This is a genomic window from Alkalimarinus alittae, assembly GCF_026016465.1.
In the GTDB taxonomy this organism is placed as follows: domain Bacteria; phylum Pseudomonadota; class Gammaproteobacteria; order Pseudomonadales; family Oleiphilaceae; genus Alkalimarinus; species Alkalimarinus alittae.
This window is the reverse complement of sequence record NZ_CP100390.1, coordinates 4,212,824-4,229,219: the sequence shown is the minus strand read 5'-3', so window position 1 is coordinate 4,229,219 and position 16,396 is coordinate 4,212,824. Positions and strand designations below refer to the sequence as shown.

Below are 16,396 nucleotides of genomic sequence, written 5' to 3'. Positions count from 1 at the left end.
TGTTTTGCGTGTCGGTCACTGCTTGAGTAAACTGAATAGAATTGAGGGGAAGAGACGCTTTATATGGCTAAGCCAGAACAAGATAAGCAAGGTGGGATTCAGGTTATTGCCAGAGCCGCGTCTATATTGCGCAGTTTAGCCATTCAGCCTAAAGGTAAGAGTTTAGCCGAAATAGCGAAAGAAATTGATCTGCCTCGCTCTACTGTTCAGCGTATTGTTCATGCGTTAGAGATGGAGGGGTTAACCGAGTCAGTGGGCCCAGGGGGTGGATTTCGAATCGGCCCTGCGGTGTCGCGTTTGGTGCAACATTGCCAACAAGATATCAGCGATATAGTCAGACCCCTTCTACAACAGTTGTCAGACGATCTACAAGAATCCGTGGTGCTATGTCATATTGAGCATCAGCAGGTGGGAGTGCTTGAGCGTGTTGTGGCTGACCAACCTTTAAGGGTGGTGTTTCCGGTGGGCTGTATTCGAGTGCCAATGCATCTAACCGCGGCCGGTAAAGTCTTATTAGCGGGCTTATCACCCGAAGAGCGACAACAAATCTTACCTGATAACCTACCCCGCAATACCTGTAACAGCAAAGACCGGGCAACGCTGTTGACTGAGCTTGAGCGCGTTGCAAAAGTAGGTTATGCGGTGGATCATGAAGAGTTCGCCGAAGGTATTATCGGCTTTGCAGTCAGGCTTGATACATACTTAGGACAGTTCGCTGTTGCGGTTGTTGTTCCCAGCCACCGAGTGGATGGGGAGCAACGATTTGTGGACGCGCTGTTCGACTGTAAAGCACAAATTGAAAGAAAGATTAGTATTAAAGTAGGCTGAATGAGGCTGTTGGAGGCGTTAGGAGGCTATTTAAAGCCTCCTTATCGCTATTTTAATAGATAGGCTCTGCACCTTCTGGTCTGGTTTTAAAGCGCTTATGGAGCCATAGGTACTGATCTGGGTGACGTCGAATAGCCGCTTCAAGGTATGAGTTCCAGTCTTGAGCATCTTTTGCGTCATCTTCACCGAAGCCTTCCATAATGGGAGAGAATGCAATTTCATACTGGCCATTAGGGTGACGGAACTGGCTCACCTGTATGACTGAAGCTCCGGATTCTCTCGCTATCCAGCTAGGAGCACTAATACAGCCGGTTTTGACACCGAAGAAGTCAACAAACTCAGTGCTTTTTCGGCCAAAGTCTTGGTCGGCTGCATACCAAACGCTACCGCCTTCTTTTATATATTCAATCATGTCTTTGAGCTGTTTTTTGCTAAACCCCTGAATTCCATAATGACGGCGTCTGCCTTTTTCAATCATGCGGTCGATGACCGGGTTATCGTTAGGGCGATACATATAGCCAGGCTTATGCAGCTGAGCGGCAATAAAGGGTAATGCGATATCAAAGATACTGAAATGCCCGCCTAATAAAAGAATGCCTTTACCGCGCTTTTGAGCGTCTAATAGATTCTCATGGCCGGTAATAATAAGGTTATCTACATAAGGTGTAACATCTCTCCACCATGAGTGGGTGGTTTCCAAAAAGCCTTTAGTACAGGCAATAAAAGTATCTTCTACCAGTGTTGCTTGCTCCTGTTCGCTGAGTTCAGGAAAGCAGGCAGCAATATTCTTTTTGGCAATTTTTGTTCGGCCTTTTAGTTTCTTATGGAAGAGTCTTCCGAGTTTTTCACCGAATGATTGCTTGGTGCTCATGGGTAACAATGAGATGCAGAATAAGATGAAAACAACGATCCATGTAGGCCATAGTGCAGGATGCCAGACGGGGCGGAACTTATTTTTTTTAGCCATGAGCGTCTTCCTGAGAAAGTCTTTAAAAAGGTGTCATTCCCGCGAAGGCGGGAATCCACTAGAGGGTTAAAGCCTTATAGATCCCCGCCTGAGCGAGGATGACAAGCTAAATAAACTTATGAAGATAACAGTGATATATCCGCAGCACTTAAGAACAGCGACCTTAGCTGATTCAATAATGCTAAGCGATTATTTTTCACGGCTTCATCATCTGCCATCACCATCACATCGTCAAAGAAACGGTCGATGCTAGGTCTTAATGAGGCTAATGATTGCAGTGCTTCAGTGTAGTTCCCTGCGGCAAATAGTGGGTTAACCTTTTCTGCCTGATCAGCAATAGCAGCGGCCAGTTCTTTCTCTGCATCAAGCGCTAACAAATCATTGTTTAGCGTGATAGCTAAGTCTTTTGCATGCACTTTGCTAAGAATATTAGACACTCGCTTGTTAGCAGCGGCTAATGCCGCGGCTTCTGGTAACTGGCGGAATTGATTCACGGCTTTGATGCGTTGATCAAAATCCAGTGGACGCGTTGGTCTGCGTGCATGAACCGCCAAGAACACCTCAGCTGGGATGCCATCTTCTTCATACCAAGCGCGGAAGCGATCTAGCATGTAATCGACAACAGCATTTTTAAGATTTTCTGCAGGTAAATCGCTGTGTTGAGCAATAGACCACTCAATACAGTCAGCCAAATCTAGGTTTAGCCCTTTCTCGACAATAATGCGCAAAATACCTAATGAAGAGCGTCTTAGAGCGAAAGGATCTTTAGTGCCAGTAGGTGGCTGGTTAATGCCAAAAATACCGACTAAAGAGTCAAGTTTATCGGCAATAGCGACAGCACAACCGGTTTTAGTAGACGGTAATTGATCGCCCGCAAAACGCGGCATATATTGCTCGTTTAGTGCGCTTGCGACGTCTTCAGGCTCGCCATCATGCTGAGCATAGTACATGCCCATAATACCTTGAAGGTCTGTAAATTCGAGTACCATTTCAGAGACCAGGTCAGACTTCAGTAACAGACCAGCACGTTGTGCTAGTTGCTCATCACCGTCTATTGCCACGGCAATTTTGCCCGCTAAGCCTGAGGTACGTTGAACTTTGTCGTAGATAGAGCCAAGCTGTTTCTGGAAAACAATCGGCTTTAGTAACTCAACGCGAGACTCAAGGGTTTGTTTTTTATCGGTTTCAAAGAAGAATGCCGCGTCAGCTAAGCGAGGACGGATAACGCGTTCGTTACCGGATATCACTTGAGCGGGGTCTTTACTCTCGATATTACTGAGGGTAATAAAGTTAGGTAGCATCTTTCCATTGGCATCAACCACATGGAAGTATTTTTGATGCTCTTTCATAGAAGAAATCAGCGCTTCAGCAGGGACTTCTAGAAAACGTTCTTCAAAGCGACCAATGAGTGGCACAGGCCATTCGTTTAGGGCGGTCACTTCATCAAGAAGATCTTCATCAATTACGGCTTGTCCATTCACGGTTTCAGCAATGGCGGTAACACCGGCGCGTACTTTATCGCGGCGAGCCTCAAAATCAGCGATCACATAGCCTTTTTCTAGTAACGTCTTTTCGTACTCTGAAGGCGCATTGATAGTGAGCGTTTCATTGCAGTGGAAACGGTGACCGCGCGTTTGATTACCGGCTTGATGGCCTAAAATCTCACAATCAATCACGGATGAACCGGATAGCATAATGACCCACTGAACCGGACGTACAAATTCAACGCGTCGTGCACCCCAGCGCATACGCTTAGGAATAGGTAACTGTGCAAGTGACTTAGTGACAAGTTCAGGGAGTAGCTCAACGGTCTTTTGACCCGCTTGTACAGAGCGATAGACGAGCCATGCACCCTTGTCTGTCTCCATGGTTTCTAGCTGATCAACGGTGGCACCACAGGAGCGCGCAAACCCTTCAAGTGCCTTTGTTGGATTGCCATCAGCATCAAAAGCAGCTTTGGTTGCAGGGCCACGCTTTTCAATATTGTTATCAGGTTGAGTGTCGCTCAACTGATTCACTCGAACCGCTAAACGGCGAGGTGCCGCAAATAGCTCAACCGATGCAAACGCTAGATTCGCGTCTTTTAGGCCTTGTTGGATGCCGTCAGAAAAAGCAGTAGACAGTTTTTTGAGGGCTTTGGGTGGTAACTCTTCGGTACCAATTTCGACCAGAAAATCTTGTGCAGACATTACTTGCTCTCCCCTTCTTTCAGGCTGGCTAATACTTCATTTCTTAATGCTTCAGGCGCTAAAGGGAAGCCTAATTCTTTACGACGGTCGAAGTATGACTGTGCAACAGCTCTAGAAAGACTTCGTACGCGTAAAATAAAGCGCTGTCTTTCGGTGACTGAAATAGCATGACGTGCATCTAGCATGTTAAAGGTGTGAGAGGCTTTAAGTACTAACTCATAGGCAGGTAAAGGCAAGCCTTCGCCAATCAAGCGCTGGCTTTCTTTTTCATAGTTATCGAAATTAGCAAATAGTGATTCAACATCCGCTTGCTCGAAGTTGTAAGTCGACATTTCAACTTCGTTTTGGTGGAATACATCACCATAGGTGACAACGCCTTCTGGGCCTTTTGCCCATACTAAGTCATAAACGCTATCAACGCCTTGCAGGTACATCGCAATGCGTTCAAGTCCGTAGGTAATTTCGCCTGTAACAGGGAAGCACTCAAGGCCACCGACTTGCTGGAAGTAAGTAAACTGGGTGACTTCCATACCGTTTAACCAGATTTCCCAACCTAGGCCCCAAGCGCCTAATGTGGGGGATTCCCAGTTATCTTCAACAAAACGAATATCGTGTACTAACGGGTCAATCCCCAGCATTTTAAGTGAATCTAGGTAAAGCTCCTGAATGTTGTCAGGTGAAGGCTTTAGAACAACCTGAAACTGGTAGTAATGCTGAAGTCTATTAGGGTTTTCACCATAGCGGCCATCGGTAGGGCGGCGGCTGGGTTGTACATATGCTGCGTTCCAGGTTTCTGGCCCAATTGAGCGTAAGAACGTGGCAGGATGGAAGGTGCCGGCACCGACCTCCATATCTAATGGCTGAAGAACAACACAGCCCTGCTCTGCCCAATATTGTTGGAGAGCGATAATCAGGCCCTGAAAGGTACTTGCATCGGGTTTGGTTTGACTAGTCACGAAAAGTTCACCAGTTCGGTTATTTTATGAATTCTATTGTCGTTCAGGCTATTCTGAAGGCGCGAACGGCTTATTATATATTGCTAAACCTGCCATTATAGCGCGCTGTATGGTTTTTATGCACGCCCTTAGCAGGAGAAATGAGCCAACAATGTATGGCTTTGTTGGCATTTTTGAAGTGTTTACACTGAGGCGCAACTCGTCCCGTGTTTATTGGCTAATATATTTTAGTATTTCCACAACTTGTTGTGGTGTTTCAGTCACGGCCATCGCCGCGCCATCAATTTCTTTAAGTGGGTGGGTTAACGCGGGGTCATGCATGACGATAAGCGGAATACCAAGACCAATGGCGATGCCTGCATCAAACGCAGCGTTCCATTGTTTGTACTTTTCACCAAATCTAACCACAACTACATCAGAGCGCTGTATTAACGTATTGGTGCGAATGGCGTTTATTTTTGCAGCCTTGTGGTCTTTCCAAAATGACTGTGCTTCATCACCAAGGATTTTAACGCCTACCTCATCACTGGATTCATGGTGGGTGACGGGGCTATAAATGGTGATATCTAGACCTGCTTCTTTGATGCCTGTTTCAATCTGCTCACGCCAGTCGCTATGAATTTCGCCCGATAGGTAAATGCTGTAATCCATGATGTGATCCTTTTAATAAGTCATTAATAACAATGGTGTCTATTCTACCCGATTGTGAATTTAAACTAACCCCCTCTATTATTATTTGCCTTTGGGGTTTTGCATCGCAGGCGCGGCGGCTGTAATATTTGCCGAAGATTGTAGTTTCGATGAATTGATAGCATAGAGGCTGGCTTTGAATAAAGCGCGTTGGGTTATTTTCGCCATTAAACTGATGGCTCGAATGAGATTAAGAACTGTTCAGCGGTTAGGGATTCTTTTGGGCCGCTTACTTTGGGTTTTTAAAACAGATCAGGTGCGAGTGAGTGATATTAACCTCAAGCTTTGTTACCCGGAATTATCAGAACAAGAAAGAGAGGCGTTAGTCAGAAAAAGCCTTGAAGAGACTTGTAAAACGGCGCTTGAAGTTGGTATGGCGTGGGAGTGGCCGATCGAAAAGTGCTTTGAAATGATTCGCGTGGTTGAGGGTCAACATCTGATTGATGAGGCTATTGCGAGAGAAGAGGGCATTTTATTGCTAGCTCCGCACTTAGGTAATTGGGAGTTAACCGGGCTGTACTTTTCTTCGATGTTTAACATGGCTGCACTGTACCGCCCCCCTAAAGTTAAAGAGCTTGAAACGTACATGTCGACGGTCAGAGGGCGCGTGGGTTCAGAGTTGGTGCCAACAGACAAGCGTGGCGTGTTACGGCTATTCAAAATTTTACGCTCAGGCGGCGTAGTGGGTATATTGCCTGATCAAGAGCCGCCTTTTAGTGGCGGTGAATTTGCGCCATTTTTTGGTGTTGAGGCAAACACCATGAAGCTGGTTTCTAAATTAGTAGGAAAAACCGGGGCGACAGTACTTTGTACTTATGCAGAGCGACTACCGAACGGTGACGGTTTCAAAATCGTCATTAAAGAAGCAGACCGTGATATCGCGTCTGATGATTTAATAACGTCTATAACGGCGCTTAATCGTAGCGTTGAGTCTTGTGTGAGGGATATCCCAGAGCAATATCAGTGGGAATATAAGCGCTTTAAACGTCGTCGTAAGGGTGAAAAGCATTATTATGATAAAGGCCGAGTTTGGTAGTTTTGAAAAATAAACTAGACTGTTAGTAACACTCGGCTAGAAATAGGCAGACAGTTTCAAAATCTGAGCTAGACTATTTAACACTCTGCACTTTTCTATCCCTTAAGACTAATTAAGCGTGTGATGTGATTCGTTATGGCGATTTATGATCATAAGTACGGTGACCTCCCCTATTATCGAGTTTTCAGAGCTTGGGGAGGGACTGAGTATCAAGAGTATGTTCGTATCAAGCGAAGCCGCAAGGCGGCCTACAGTAAAGCAAAAGCGATTGATGAGAAGTTAGCCGAACGACAAAAAGCTTATTATACCGCTCAGGCTTATACCAAAGAATTTCATATGAGGCCCGATGGACGCATTCGGGGTGTTCGTAGAATTACGGTGAGACGAAAAGGCCGTAACCCCACCGAAGTCTTCGAACTACGTATTAATATCCCTTGGGAAGACGAAATCAGACGAACTACGCTGTCTATTGATGTTCATGGTGTCGAAAAAGCATTTAATATGGCTGTCGAGAAGGTTGCAGAGTGGTATGGCTTGGCGAATGACTCCGACGCTAAAAAAGCCATGAAAGCGTCACTGCCTGTTTATCAATTACAGACAGATGCGCCGTCTAAAACTGAACAAACCGATGACGCTAGCGGTAAAAAAGCAGCCAGCAAAAAAGTAGGGCGCGAGCAAACCGAGAGTGAAAAAGAGTCATCTGCTGTGCAGAAAGCCAAAGATGAAATCGGCAGCTTTGCAGAAAGACTGTTAGGCGATATTAAGAAGTTTACGGGTGGCAAGAAATAACGTGGTACTAAACTAACCGTAGAAATTGTAGCGTTGATGAAGCTCCGCGGAATCAGGGAAGAGTCAATGTACCCCCTGAAAGCAAATTATATACAGCCCATGTTAGCCTAAACCTTGGCGATAGTTATTCTTTCTTTCATTAAGGCGACAAACCCAACGCACATATGACCTTTAGGGCATTAAACGAGGCGTCTCAATGCCGCCAAAAGGCCGGTGTAAATAATATCAGCAAGGTAAAGACCTCAAGACGCCCTAGTAACATGGCAAAGCATAAAACCCACTTTGCTGTACTATTCAGATCGCCATAATGATAGGCTACATCGCCTAAACCGGGCCCCAGGTTGTTAATGCAGGCACCTACCGCTGACCATGCTGTGACTTGATCTAAGCCTGTGGCTAAAAGAATGATAAGCATAAACACAAACATAAACATATATACCGAGAAAAATCCCCATACGGCTTCTATAACTCGATCGGGTACGGGCTTTCGTCCGATTTTGATAGGAATAACGGCATTAGGGTGAATCAACCGTTTGACCTCCCGCATTCCCTGTTTATAAATTAGCAGTACGCGAATAACCTTCATACCACCGCCTGTAGAGCCCGCACAGCCACCAATAAAGGCCACTACAAAGAGTAGGAAAGGCAGAACCAGAGGCCAATTCGCAAAATCTGCGGTAGCAAAGCCGGTCGTGGTGGCGATTGAAACTACTTCGAATAAGCCACTGGTTATAGCTTCGCTGACTTCGTAGGTTTCTGTGGCGATTAATACAGAAATACTCACAATGCTGACGCCGCCGATGATAAAGGCATAGAATTTAAACTCAGGGTCTCTTAAGTAAATGAAGATGGATTTACTTCGCCATGAGAAAAAGTGAAGGGCAAAGTTGATGCCTGATAAAAACATAAATAACACGGCGATGAGCTCAATCGCCGTGCTGTCAAAATAACCGATGCTGTCATCGTGGGTCGAAAACCCACCGATGGCAATGGTTGAGAAACTATGTGTGATGGCATCAAAGCCGCTCATCCCTGCTAGCCAATACCCTGTTGCGCAGGTAACCGTGAGCCCGAGATAAATGTACCAGAGCGCTTTAGCGGTTTCTGTTATGCGGGGCGTGAGCTTGTTGTCTTTTACAGGCCCTGGTGTTTCTGCCCGGTAGAGCTGCATGCCACCAATGCCTAGCATCGGCAATATGGCAACGGCGAGTACGATGATACCCATACCCCCTAACCATTGTAGCTGTTGTCGGTACCAAAGAATTGATTGAGGTAAGTCATCGATGCCGGTGATAACCGTGGCACCGGTAGTGCTTAAACCAGAAAGTGATTCAAAGTATGCATCCACAAAGGACATGGATGGGTTGTCGCTGACATAGAGTGGGATTGACCCACTGAGGCTTAAGACTAGCCAAAATAGTACGGTGATAACAAAGCCATCTCGCACACGAAGGTCATCTTTTATATTTCTAACCGGAAACCAGACCAGAAATCCAATGCACAAAATAAGGCCAAACGCCTTTGCAAAGGGCATCAGTTGTCCATCATCATAAAGTAGAGAGACAATAATAGGCGGCAGCATGGTGATACTGAAAAGCATCAACAATATACCTAAAATACGACAAATAATTGAAAGATGCATAGTTGCCTGTGGTTTCCCTGCTCTCTTGTAATACTGATTTAAGAAATGTAGTGATGTCTTTATTGTTTTAAAAGAAAGCGAGACCCACTTGGAATAGCTTCTCAACTTCTCTGACTTTACTCTTATCGACCAAAAACAGGATAACGTGATCGTCTGGCTGCACTCGAATATGATCGTGTGCAATGAGTACCTCGTTATGCCGAACAATCGCCCCGATAGTGGTGCCTTCAGGTAGCGGTATTTCGTCTAGGCGTTTACCAACAACCTTAGAGGATCGATGATCACCGTGTGCAATTGCTTCTATGGCTTCTGCAGCACCACGCCTGAGAGAGTGCACATTCACTACATCGCCACGTCTAACGTGCGTTAAAAGGCTGCCAATGGTGGTCTGTTGGGGTGATATGGCAATATCGATTTCTCGGCCTTGAATTAAATCAACATAATCAACATTACTGATTAGGGTCATGACTTTTCGAGCGCCTAATCGCTTTGCCAGCATAGAGGCCATGATGTTAGCGTCATCGTCGTTGGTGACGGCACAAAAAACATCGGTATCTTCGATGTTTTCTTCAAGCAGCATCTCTTTATTGGTTGCATTGCCTTGTAGCACAATGGTTTTGTTGAGTGATTCAGATAGTTCAACGCAACGTTTGCTGTTGTGCTCGATAATCTTGACTTGGTGTTTGCTCTCAAGCTTTTCAGCCAGCCGGTGACCTATGTTGCCGCCACCCGCAATAATGATACGTTTATAAGGTTTTTCTAATGGCTGCAGCTCACTCATTACTGCACGGATATGATTAGTTGCCGCGATAAAAAAGACTTCGTCGCCATCTTCAATCACGGTATTCCCGTCAGGGGTAATAGCGCTATCTTTTCTGAAAATTGCCGCTACACGGGTGTCTATATTTGGCATGTGTTGGCGCAGGTAAGCGAGTTCATGCCCCACTAAAGGACCCCCTTTACTCGCTCTGATCGCCACCAGTCGAACCATCCCTTTCGAGAAGTCGGTGACCTGAAGGGCGCCCGGGTATTCAATGAGTCGAGTGATATGGTTGGTGACGACTTGTTCTGGGCTGATCAAGACATCGATAGGGAACGCATCTGAGCCAAAAAGGTCTTTTTTAAGCAAGTAAGGTATTGCGCGTACGCGACTGATTTTGGTGGGCGTTTTAAACAGTGTATGTGCCACTTGGCATGCCACCATGTTGACTTCGTCACTATTGGTAACGGCAACCAACATATCAGCATCTTCTGCACCCGCTTGCTTCAGAATATTGGGGTAAGAGCCTTTGCCTTGAATCGTTCTGATATCTAACCGGTCTTGAAGCTGTCTAAGTCTTTCTGCGTCATGGTCTACAACGGTGATATCGTTGGCTTCACTCGCTAGGTTCTCTGCTAGAGTACCGCCTACTTGGCCTGCACCTAGAATAATAATCTTCATATCTGGTTAACCCGACTTTTTCAAACAAGCATAAAAAAAGCCATCATGGCCGTCAGCTTGAGGAAATAACTGTTGTCCAAAGGGTGTGGGCGTTCCCCACTCAACCTCTATAGGTATGAGTGTTGCGTCAGCTTGCTTACTAATAAACCGCTCAATTATACGGCTGTTTTCTTGTGAAAAAACAGAACAGGTCGCATAGACTAGCTTTCCGCCAGGTTTTAGCATCTGCCACGATGATTGTAATATTGATAATTGTAAATTGGCTAACGGCACAATATCGTTCTCTTGGCGAAGCAGTTTAATATCTGGGTGCCGCCTTATAACGCCCGTGGCACTACAGGGCGCATCTAACAGTATGCGATCAAACAGTTGTTTATCCCACCAGCTTTCGGGGTCTGCTGCATCACCTGTTATAACAGTAGCGGTTAACCCCGCTCGCTCAAGATTTTCGTTAATACGCTCTACTCTGGCAGGGTCAATATCAATCGCGCTCACGTCAGCGTCAGGAAACCGCTCAAGTATTGCGCAGGTTTTTCCACCGGGGGCTGCGCAAGTGTCAAGTATTCGTGCTTCTTTAGGGGCATCTAGCAACTCACAGCAAAGTTGGGCTGCTTCATCTTGAACACTCACAAAACCTTCGCTGAAATGCGGCAACATGTTGACATCAACAGGGTGCTCAAGCGTGATACCTGCCGGTGCAAAGTTTGTTGCGTGGGCTTCTATTTCGGCTTGTGAAAGCTTTTCAAGGTATTCGTCGCGAGAAATCTTAAGCGTATTAACCCGAAGGGTCATGGGGGGGCGTAGATTGTTAGCGGCTAAAATGTCTTGCCAGCGTTCAGGCCAGTTATTTGAGAGTTTATCAATCAGCCAGCGTGGGTGGCTGTATTCATATAGTAAAGACTCATCCGTATCAGTCTCGATTAATGCTTCTGGCCAGTGTTCTTCTCGTTCAACATTTCGTAGAATTCCGTTTACCATGCCTTTTAATCGGTAAAAACCGAGTGCTTCAGCCGCTTCAACGGTTTCAAAAATAGCGGCATGAGGGGGGATTCGCATTTCTAATAGCTGATAAATACCCACTAAAATAACCGAGTTAACGACGATATCGAGATGGCCTAAAGGTTGAACCATCAAGCTATTTTTGATGGCATCAAGTTTGTGATACCAACGACAAGTGCCAAAACAAAGCTCTTGTAGCAGTGCTTTATCGGTATCGGCTACTTTTTCTAACGCGGGGGGTAACAAACTACTCAATGACTTTTTCTCATGGCTGACTTGGTGCACCACCTGAGCGGCAATAGCACGCAGGTTAAATGTCTCAACCATGGGAACTTTTCGCTTCAAGTATCGTTTCTTAGCTGTTTTCTTTGCCATGTTAAGAGTTAGCCCCAGCGCTTGTGAATAAGGTATCGGTTTCAAGCATGGCTTTACCACCGTTGACGAAGTCACTTACAGACATCGCTTTGGCACCAGGCAATTGTAGTTTTTTAATGTTTATAGCACCCTGTCCGCAGGCAACAACAACTCCATCGCGGGATTTATTGATCACTGTACCGGGTGATTTGTCGGTGTTATTTTCAACAGTATCGGCTTCAAATAAGCGGATACGTTCACCTGCCTCAACAGTATAGGCTACTGGCCAAGGATTAAAGGCTCGAATCGTTAACTGTATAGACTCTGCCGTCTGAGACCAGTCAATTTGAGCATCGGCCTTAGAAAGCTTATGAGCATAACAGGCTTGCTGATCATCTTGTTGCTCGTTCTTGAGTTCGTCGCTATCAAGTCTTTCAAGTGCTTCGAGCATGGCTTCAGCACCTAGTTGTGCCAAACGGTCATGCAAGCTACCGCCGTTATCATCTTGCGTAATCGGGGTTTTCTTTACCCATAGCATGTTGCCGGTATCGAGGCCTTCATCCATCTGCATGATGGTAATGCCTGTTTCGGTATCGCCGGCTTGAATGGCACGTTGAATCGGCGCAGCGCCTCTCCAGCGGGGTAATAATGAGGCATGAATGTTGAGACAGCCGCGTGTAGGGGTCTCAAGCACAATTTTGGGTAAAATAATGCCGTAGGCGGCAACAATCATCAGGTCTGCATTTAGTGATGACAATGCTTGCTGGTCGGCGGTCTCTTTAAAATTAAGAGGCTGATAAACGGGGATGTTATGTTGCTCTGCTAATTCTTTAACAGGACTTTTATGCATTTTTTTGCCACGCCCAGCGGGTCGATCTGGCTGGGTGTAGGCGGCAACAATGTTATAGCCTTTACCTATCAGCGCTTCGAGTGCGGAAGCAGCAAAATCGGGAGTACCTGCGAAGATGATACGAAGAGATGAAATGTCTGCACGGATAGGGGAAACATCAGCCACTGGCGGGTTTGCTCCTTTTGAGTTGCGGCTAACCGCAGTCAAATAATAAAACGTTCTAGAAAATAAAAAAGAGGTTAGATCCTTGTGGGATTTAACCTCTTTTTGCTTGTTTCTGGTTAGGCACCAATGCGGTGCTGTTTTTCCAGTTTTTTACGAATTCGATTACGCTTTAATGGGCTGAGGTAATCTACAAATAGTTTACCGTCTAAGTGGTCCAGCTCATGTTGAATACAAACGGCCAACAGTTCATTAACCTCTAACTCAAATGGATTACCGTCACGGTCAAGTGCTTTGACTAACGCGTGATCCACTCGGGTTACATCCTCGTAAAAACCGGGAACAGACAAACAGCCCTCTTGCATTGAGTGAGGTTCGCCTTCTAAAACGGTCACTTCTGGATTGATGAAGACCATAGGTTGGTCTTTCTCTTCAGAGACGTCTATCACCACAATTCGCTTGTGAATATTGACCTGCGTGGCTGCTAGCCCTATGCCCGGAGCGTCATACATCGTTTCGAACATGTTATCGATAATGGTGCGAATTTCATCGTCAACACAGGTAACGGGTGCTGCGACTTTGCGCAACCTTGGGTCTGGGAACTCAAGAATTTCTAGTTTAGCCATAAATAGTTATGTCGTACTCTTAAACAATTTGTAACGATTCTTTTTAACCAAAGAGTGTTACAAGTCACGATATGCCTGCTACTATTATCCATTAGACAGGCGAATAGTACAAATAATCCTATGATCTTCTATAGTTATTGTGAGTGTTTTCTATAGTTATTGTTATAATTTTCTATAGTTTTCGTCAGGATCTTATATAGTTATGGGGATTATCTTATTTAATTATAGTTTTAATAATTAAGATACATGACTATTATTCGAAAAATAATATTAACCAATGCCTGTGTGATGAGCCATTGGTGCTTTTACGCAGACTGAGAGGCTAGCAGCAATTAGCACTGTTAGCTAATACTCAGATTATCAATTATATTTTTGCTTAGTAAGGGATCTCGATCATGAGAAAACTGTTGTTAGGCCTATCGGCAATGCTGTTGTTGGGCATGCAGGTAGCCATGGCGCAGCCAGAGCTTAAAACCGGACATCCGGATAAATACACTGTCGTTAAGGGTGATACCTTGTGGGATATTTCCTCACGGTTTCTTGATAGCCCTTGGTTATGGCCTGAGATTTGGCATGCAAACCCTCAAGTTGAGAACCCGCACTTAATTTATCCGGGGGATATACTGGGGCTTGTCTACGTCAAAGGCTTGCCAAAAGTGACCACCATTAAGCGCAACCCAAACGGTGGCGTCATCAAATTGAGCCCTCAAGCGAGAGCGACGCCCCTAACAACGGCTATTCCTGCTATTCCACTTGATGCTATTAGCCAGTTCTTAAATGAGTCGCGTATTGTAGATCGGGCTGAACTGAATGCAGCGCCATATGTTTTAATCGGCAAAGGTGAGCACATCTTAACGGGTGCCGGCGATGACCTATTTGCACGAGGCGATGTAGGCGACTATAAGTCGATGGGTATTTTTCGCAGTAACAAAACCTATGTAGACCCAGAGACTAATGAGTTTTTAGGGCTGGAAGCAAAGTCGATAGCGAAAGCGAAAGTTAAAGCGATTAACGGTGAAGTGGTAACGCTTAACGTTCAGCGTTCGAACTCAGAGATACTGCAAGGTGACAGACTGCTGCCTACTGATGACCGAACCATCAATTCGATGTTTCACCCTAGTGAGCCAGATGTTGACGTTAATGGCTACATGATAGATGTAGTGAATGGTGTTAGCCAGATTGGCCAGTATGCGGTTGTTGTGATCAACAAGGGTGAGCGTGACGGCATTAAAGAAGGTAATGTATTGGCTGTTTACAAAAAAGGCGGCATTGTACAAGACCCTTACACTAAAGAAAAAATTGAACTGCCTGCAGATCGTGCGGGGGTACTCATGGTATTCCGTACGTTTGAAAAAATGAGCTATGGCTTAGTGCTTAAAGCATTACGTCCATTATCGCTTATGGATGAAGTTCGTAACCCATAGGGTTAGGTACTAAAAGCAACAAGGGGGGCAATATGGATTATTGCTCTCTTTATTATTTGTATATTATTCATTTTATCGGTCAAGGAAGATCGCATGACAGACGCTCAAACCCCCGTTCTCGACGTTAATTCCCCCACTTTTTCAAACGAAGCGCTAGCATCTCTCGCACTAGTTCACCTGCCGGGAGTAGGTGCAACGCGTTACCATAAGCTGATTGAATGGTTTGGTTCAGCTGACGCTGTCGTAATGGGCGATAGAAAACTAATGGTTGCTGCCGGCGTGAAGCCTGCTTCAGTAAGGCTTTTGGATCAATATGCAGTGAATGGTTTAGACTCAGAACTGGGTCGCCTAATCAAACGAGACTTAGACTGGGCTTCAGAGCCTAATAACAGCTTATTATTGATTCAAGATAAAGATTACCCACCCTTACTTAAACACATTGATAGCCCCCCTCCTGTGCTCTATATCAAAGGAGCAAGAGGGCTTCTGAGTGAGCCACAGTTAGCGATGGTTGGCAGTAGAAGCCCATCTATTGATGGTAAGGAAAACGCATATCGGTTTGCTAAATCTATTGTAAATGTTGGCTTGGTGGTTACAAGTGGAATGGCTTTAGGGGTTGATGGCGCAGCCCACAAAGGGGCTATTGATGGGGGTGGCCATACTATTGCTGTGGTGGGGACTGGTCTGGATATTACTTATCCGGCTCGTCATAGAGGGTTGTCCGCTGAAATACTGGAGCGAGGAGCTATTGTCTCCGAACTACCGTTAGGTACGCAGCCGCATCCTTCTAACTTTCCTCGCCGGAACCGCATCATCAGTGCCCTTTCGTTAGGGGTGCTGGTGGTAGAAGCGAGCCCTAGAAGTGGATCGCTGATCACAGCCCATTGTGCGCTTGATCAAGGGCGGGAAGTTTATGCAATCCCAGGCTCTATCCATAACCCCATGGCCAGAGGTTGCCACCAATTGCTTCGACAGGGGGCTAAACTGGTTGAAAGTGCAGACGATATATTCGAAGAGCTTAGTAGTTTGTTAGCCTTTCATCAGCTTATTCGTAATGATGCAGCTCGTGCTCCAGCAGCTATTAATAAGCCACCTCAGGTAACCGCTGATCTTTTTGAGTCAGAAAGCACGACCGATCCGGCGTCAACTGTAAGTGCTTCAACATTAACGGCTTCAAGCACAACGACTACAGCTACAACGATTTCGGTTGAACCCCCAGAGCATTTTCCTATAGCTCTCAATGACGCGGAAAAAACACTGCTAGACTTGCTTGGTTATGATGTGGTTTCGGTAGATTTAGCCGTAGAGCGTTCAGCATTATCAGCAGAAGATATTTCGATCTTAATGATGTCACTGGAGCTTAAAGGGGTTGTTCAGGCTGTTCCTGGAGGCTTCCAAAAAGTAAGAGAAAGCATCACTGCTTGATCCCGTTGGCGCACTGGG

14 protein-coding genes are annotated in these 16,396 nt (G+C 45.7%); 5 read left to right on the top strand and 9 right to left on the bottom strand.

Features of this window, described 5'->3' with window-relative positions:
• The first annotated feature begins 63 nt into the window (after nucleotides 1-63).
• On the top strand, nucleotides 64-828 hold the full coding sequence (locus NKI27_RS19195; protein ID WP_265047626.1) for an IclR family transcriptional regulator: 765 nt from the start codon (nucleotides 64-66) through the stop codon (nucleotides 826-828).
• Between the two features lie 52 nt (nucleotides 829-880).
• Here NKI27_RS19195 and NKI27_RS19190 read toward each other — a convergent pair whose 3' ends face one another.
• The 4 genes from NKI27_RS19190 to NKI27_RS19175 form a co-directional block, all read right to left on the bottom strand.
• Nucleotides 881-1,795 (bottom strand): lysophospholipid acyltransferase family protein, encoded by a 915-nt coding sequence (locus NKI27_RS19190; RefSeq protein WP_265047625.1) that lies wholly within the window; start codon nucleotides 1,793-1,795, stop codon nucleotides 881-883.
• 116 nt (nucleotides 1,796-1,911) lie between these two features.
• Entirely contained in the window at nucleotides 1,912-3,984 is a 2,073-nt protein-coding gene (glyS, locus tag NKI27_RS19185) for a glycine--tRNA ligase subunit beta (protein ID WP_265047624.1), read from the bottom strand.
• The gene (glyQ, locus tag NKI27_RS19180; RefSeq protein ID WP_265047623.1) at nucleotides 3,984-4,940 is read right to left on the bottom strand and encodes a glycine--tRNA ligase subunit alpha; all 957 of its coding nucleotides are present in this window, start codon (nucleotides 4,938-4,940) and stop codon (nucleotides 3,984-3,986) included. Before glyQ ends, glyS begins: the two co-directional genes overlap by 1 nt.
• 210 nt (nucleotides 4,941-5,150) lie before the next feature.
• The gene (locus tag NKI27_RS19175; protein WP_265047622.1) at nucleotides 5,151-5,591 is read right to left on the bottom strand and encodes a YtoQ family protein; all 441 of its coding nucleotides are present in this window, start codon (nucleotides 5,589-5,591) and stop codon (nucleotides 5,151-5,153) included.
• Nucleotides 5,592-5,766: 175 nt separating this feature from the next.
• Here NKI27_RS19175 and NKI27_RS19170 point away from each other — a divergent pair, with 175 nt between their 5' ends.
• On the top strand, nucleotides 5,767-6,666 hold the full coding sequence (locus NKI27_RS19170) for a lysophospholipid acyltransferase family protein (protein WP_265047621.1): 900 nt from the start codon (nucleotides 5,767-5,769) through the stop codon (nucleotides 6,664-6,666).
• A 135-nt stretch (nucleotides 6,667-6,801) separates the two neighbouring features.
• The gene (locus tag NKI27_RS19165; RefSeq protein ID WP_265047620.1) at nucleotides 6,802-7,455 is read left to right on the top strand and encodes a hypothetical protein; all 654 of its coding nucleotides are present in this window, start codon (nucleotides 6,802-6,804) and stop codon (nucleotides 7,453-7,455) included.
• 193 nt (nucleotides 7,456-7,648) lie between these two features.
• Here NKI27_RS19165 and NKI27_RS19160 read toward each other — a convergent pair whose 3' ends face one another.
• The 5 genes from NKI27_RS19160 to def form a co-directional block, all read right to left on the bottom strand.
• On the bottom strand, nucleotides 7,649-9,097 hold the full coding sequence (locus tag NKI27_RS19160) for a TrkH family potassium uptake protein (protein ID WP_265047619.1): 1,449 nt from the start codon (nucleotides 9,095-9,097) through the stop codon (nucleotides 7,649-7,651).
• A gap of 67 nt (nucleotides 9,098-9,164) precedes the next feature.
• Entirely contained in the window at nucleotides 9,165-10,538 is a 1,374-nt protein-coding gene (gene trkA, locus NKI27_RS19155) for a Trk system potassium transporter TrkA (protein ID WP_265047618.1), read from the bottom strand.
• Nucleotides 10,539-10,544: 6 nt separating this feature from the next.
• Complete coding sequence (rsmB, locus tag NKI27_RS19150; RefSeq protein ID WP_265047617.1) at nucleotides 10,545-11,912, bottom strand: 16S rRNA (cytosine(967)-C(5))-methyltransferase RsmB; 1,368 nt, start codon at nucleotides 11,910-11,912, stop codon at nucleotides 10,545-10,547.
• Between the two features lies 1 nt (nucleotide 11,913).
• Complete coding sequence (gene fmt / locus NKI27_RS19145) at nucleotides 11,914-12,906, bottom strand: methionyl-tRNA formyltransferase (protein ID WP_265047616.1); 993 nt, start codon at nucleotides 12,904-12,906, stop codon at nucleotides 11,914-11,916.
• Between the two features lie 116 nt (nucleotides 12,907-13,022).
• Nucleotides 13,023-13,529, bottom strand: a complete 507-nt coding sequence (def, locus tag NKI27_RS19140) for a peptide deformylase (RefSeq protein WP_265047615.1) — start codon at nucleotides 13,527-13,529, stop codon at nucleotides 13,023-13,025.
• A gap of 395 nt (nucleotides 13,530-13,924) precedes the next feature.
• On the opposite strand from def, the gene NKI27_RS19135 reads away from it, so the two are divergent.
• Together NKI27_RS19135 and dprA are read left to right on the top strand one after the other, a co-directional pair.
• The gene (locus NKI27_RS19135) at nucleotides 13,925-14,953 is read left to right on the top strand and encodes a LysM peptidoglycan-binding domain-containing protein (protein ID WP_265047614.1); all 1,029 of its coding nucleotides are present in this window, start codon (nucleotides 13,925-13,927) and stop codon (nucleotides 14,951-14,953) included.
• Nucleotides 14,954-15,046: 93 nt separating this feature from the next.
• A complete protein-coding gene (gene dprA, locus NKI27_RS19130) occupies nucleotides 15,047-16,378 on the top strand; it encodes a DNA-processing protein DprA (protein WP_265047613.1) in 1,332 nt (443 codons plus the stop codon).
• The last annotated feature ends 18 nt before the right edge of the window (nucleotides 16,379-16,396 follow it).

What these genes read in the sequence shown, in the direction of transcription:
- NKI27_RS19165 (WP_265047620.1), top strand. Translation starts at nt 6,802, where the DNA reads ATGGCGATTTATGATCATAAGTACGGTGACCTCCCCTATTATCGAGTT.
- NKI27_RS19175 (WP_265047622.1), bottom strand. Translation starts at nt 5,591, where the DNA reads ATGGATTACAGCATTTACCTATCGGGCGAAATTCATAGCGACTGGCGT.
- NKI27_RS19190 (WP_265047625.1), bottom strand. Translation starts at nt 1,795, where the DNA reads ATGGCTAAAAAAAATAAGTTCCGCCCCGTCTGGCATCCTGCACTATGG.
- NKI27_RS19135 (WP_265047614.1), top strand. Translation starts at nt 13,925, where the DNA reads ATGAGAAAACTGTTGTTAGGCCTATCGGCAATGCTGTTGTTGGGCATG.
- NKI27_RS19160 (WP_265047619.1), bottom strand. Translation starts at nt 9,097, where the DNA reads ATGCATCTTTCAATTATTTGTCGTATTTTAGGTATATTGTTGATGCTT.
- rsmB (WP_265047617.1), bottom strand. Translation starts at nt 11,912, where the DNA reads ATGGCAAAGAAAACAGCTAAGAAACGATACTTGAAGCGAAAAGTTCCC.
- trkA (WP_265047618.1), bottom strand. Translation starts at nt 10,538, where the DNA reads ATGAAGATTATTATTCTAGGTGCAGGCCAAGTAGGCGGTACTCTAGCA.
- glyS (WP_265047624.1), bottom strand. Translation starts at nt 3,984, where the DNA reads ATGTCTGCACAAGATTTTCTGGTCGAAATTGGTACCGAAGAGTTACCA.
- def (WP_265047615.1), bottom strand. Translation starts at nt 13,529, where the DNA reads ATGGCTAAACTAGAAATTCTTGAGTTCCCAGACCCAAGGTTGCGCAAA.
- dprA (WP_265047613.1), top strand. Translation starts at nt 15,047, where the DNA reads ATGACAGACGCTCAAACCCCCGTTCTCGACGTTAATTCCCCCACTTTT.
- NKI27_RS19195 (WP_265047626.1), top strand. Translation starts at nt 64, where the DNA reads ATGGCTAAGCCAGAACAAGATAAGCAAGGTGGGATTCAGGTTATTGCC.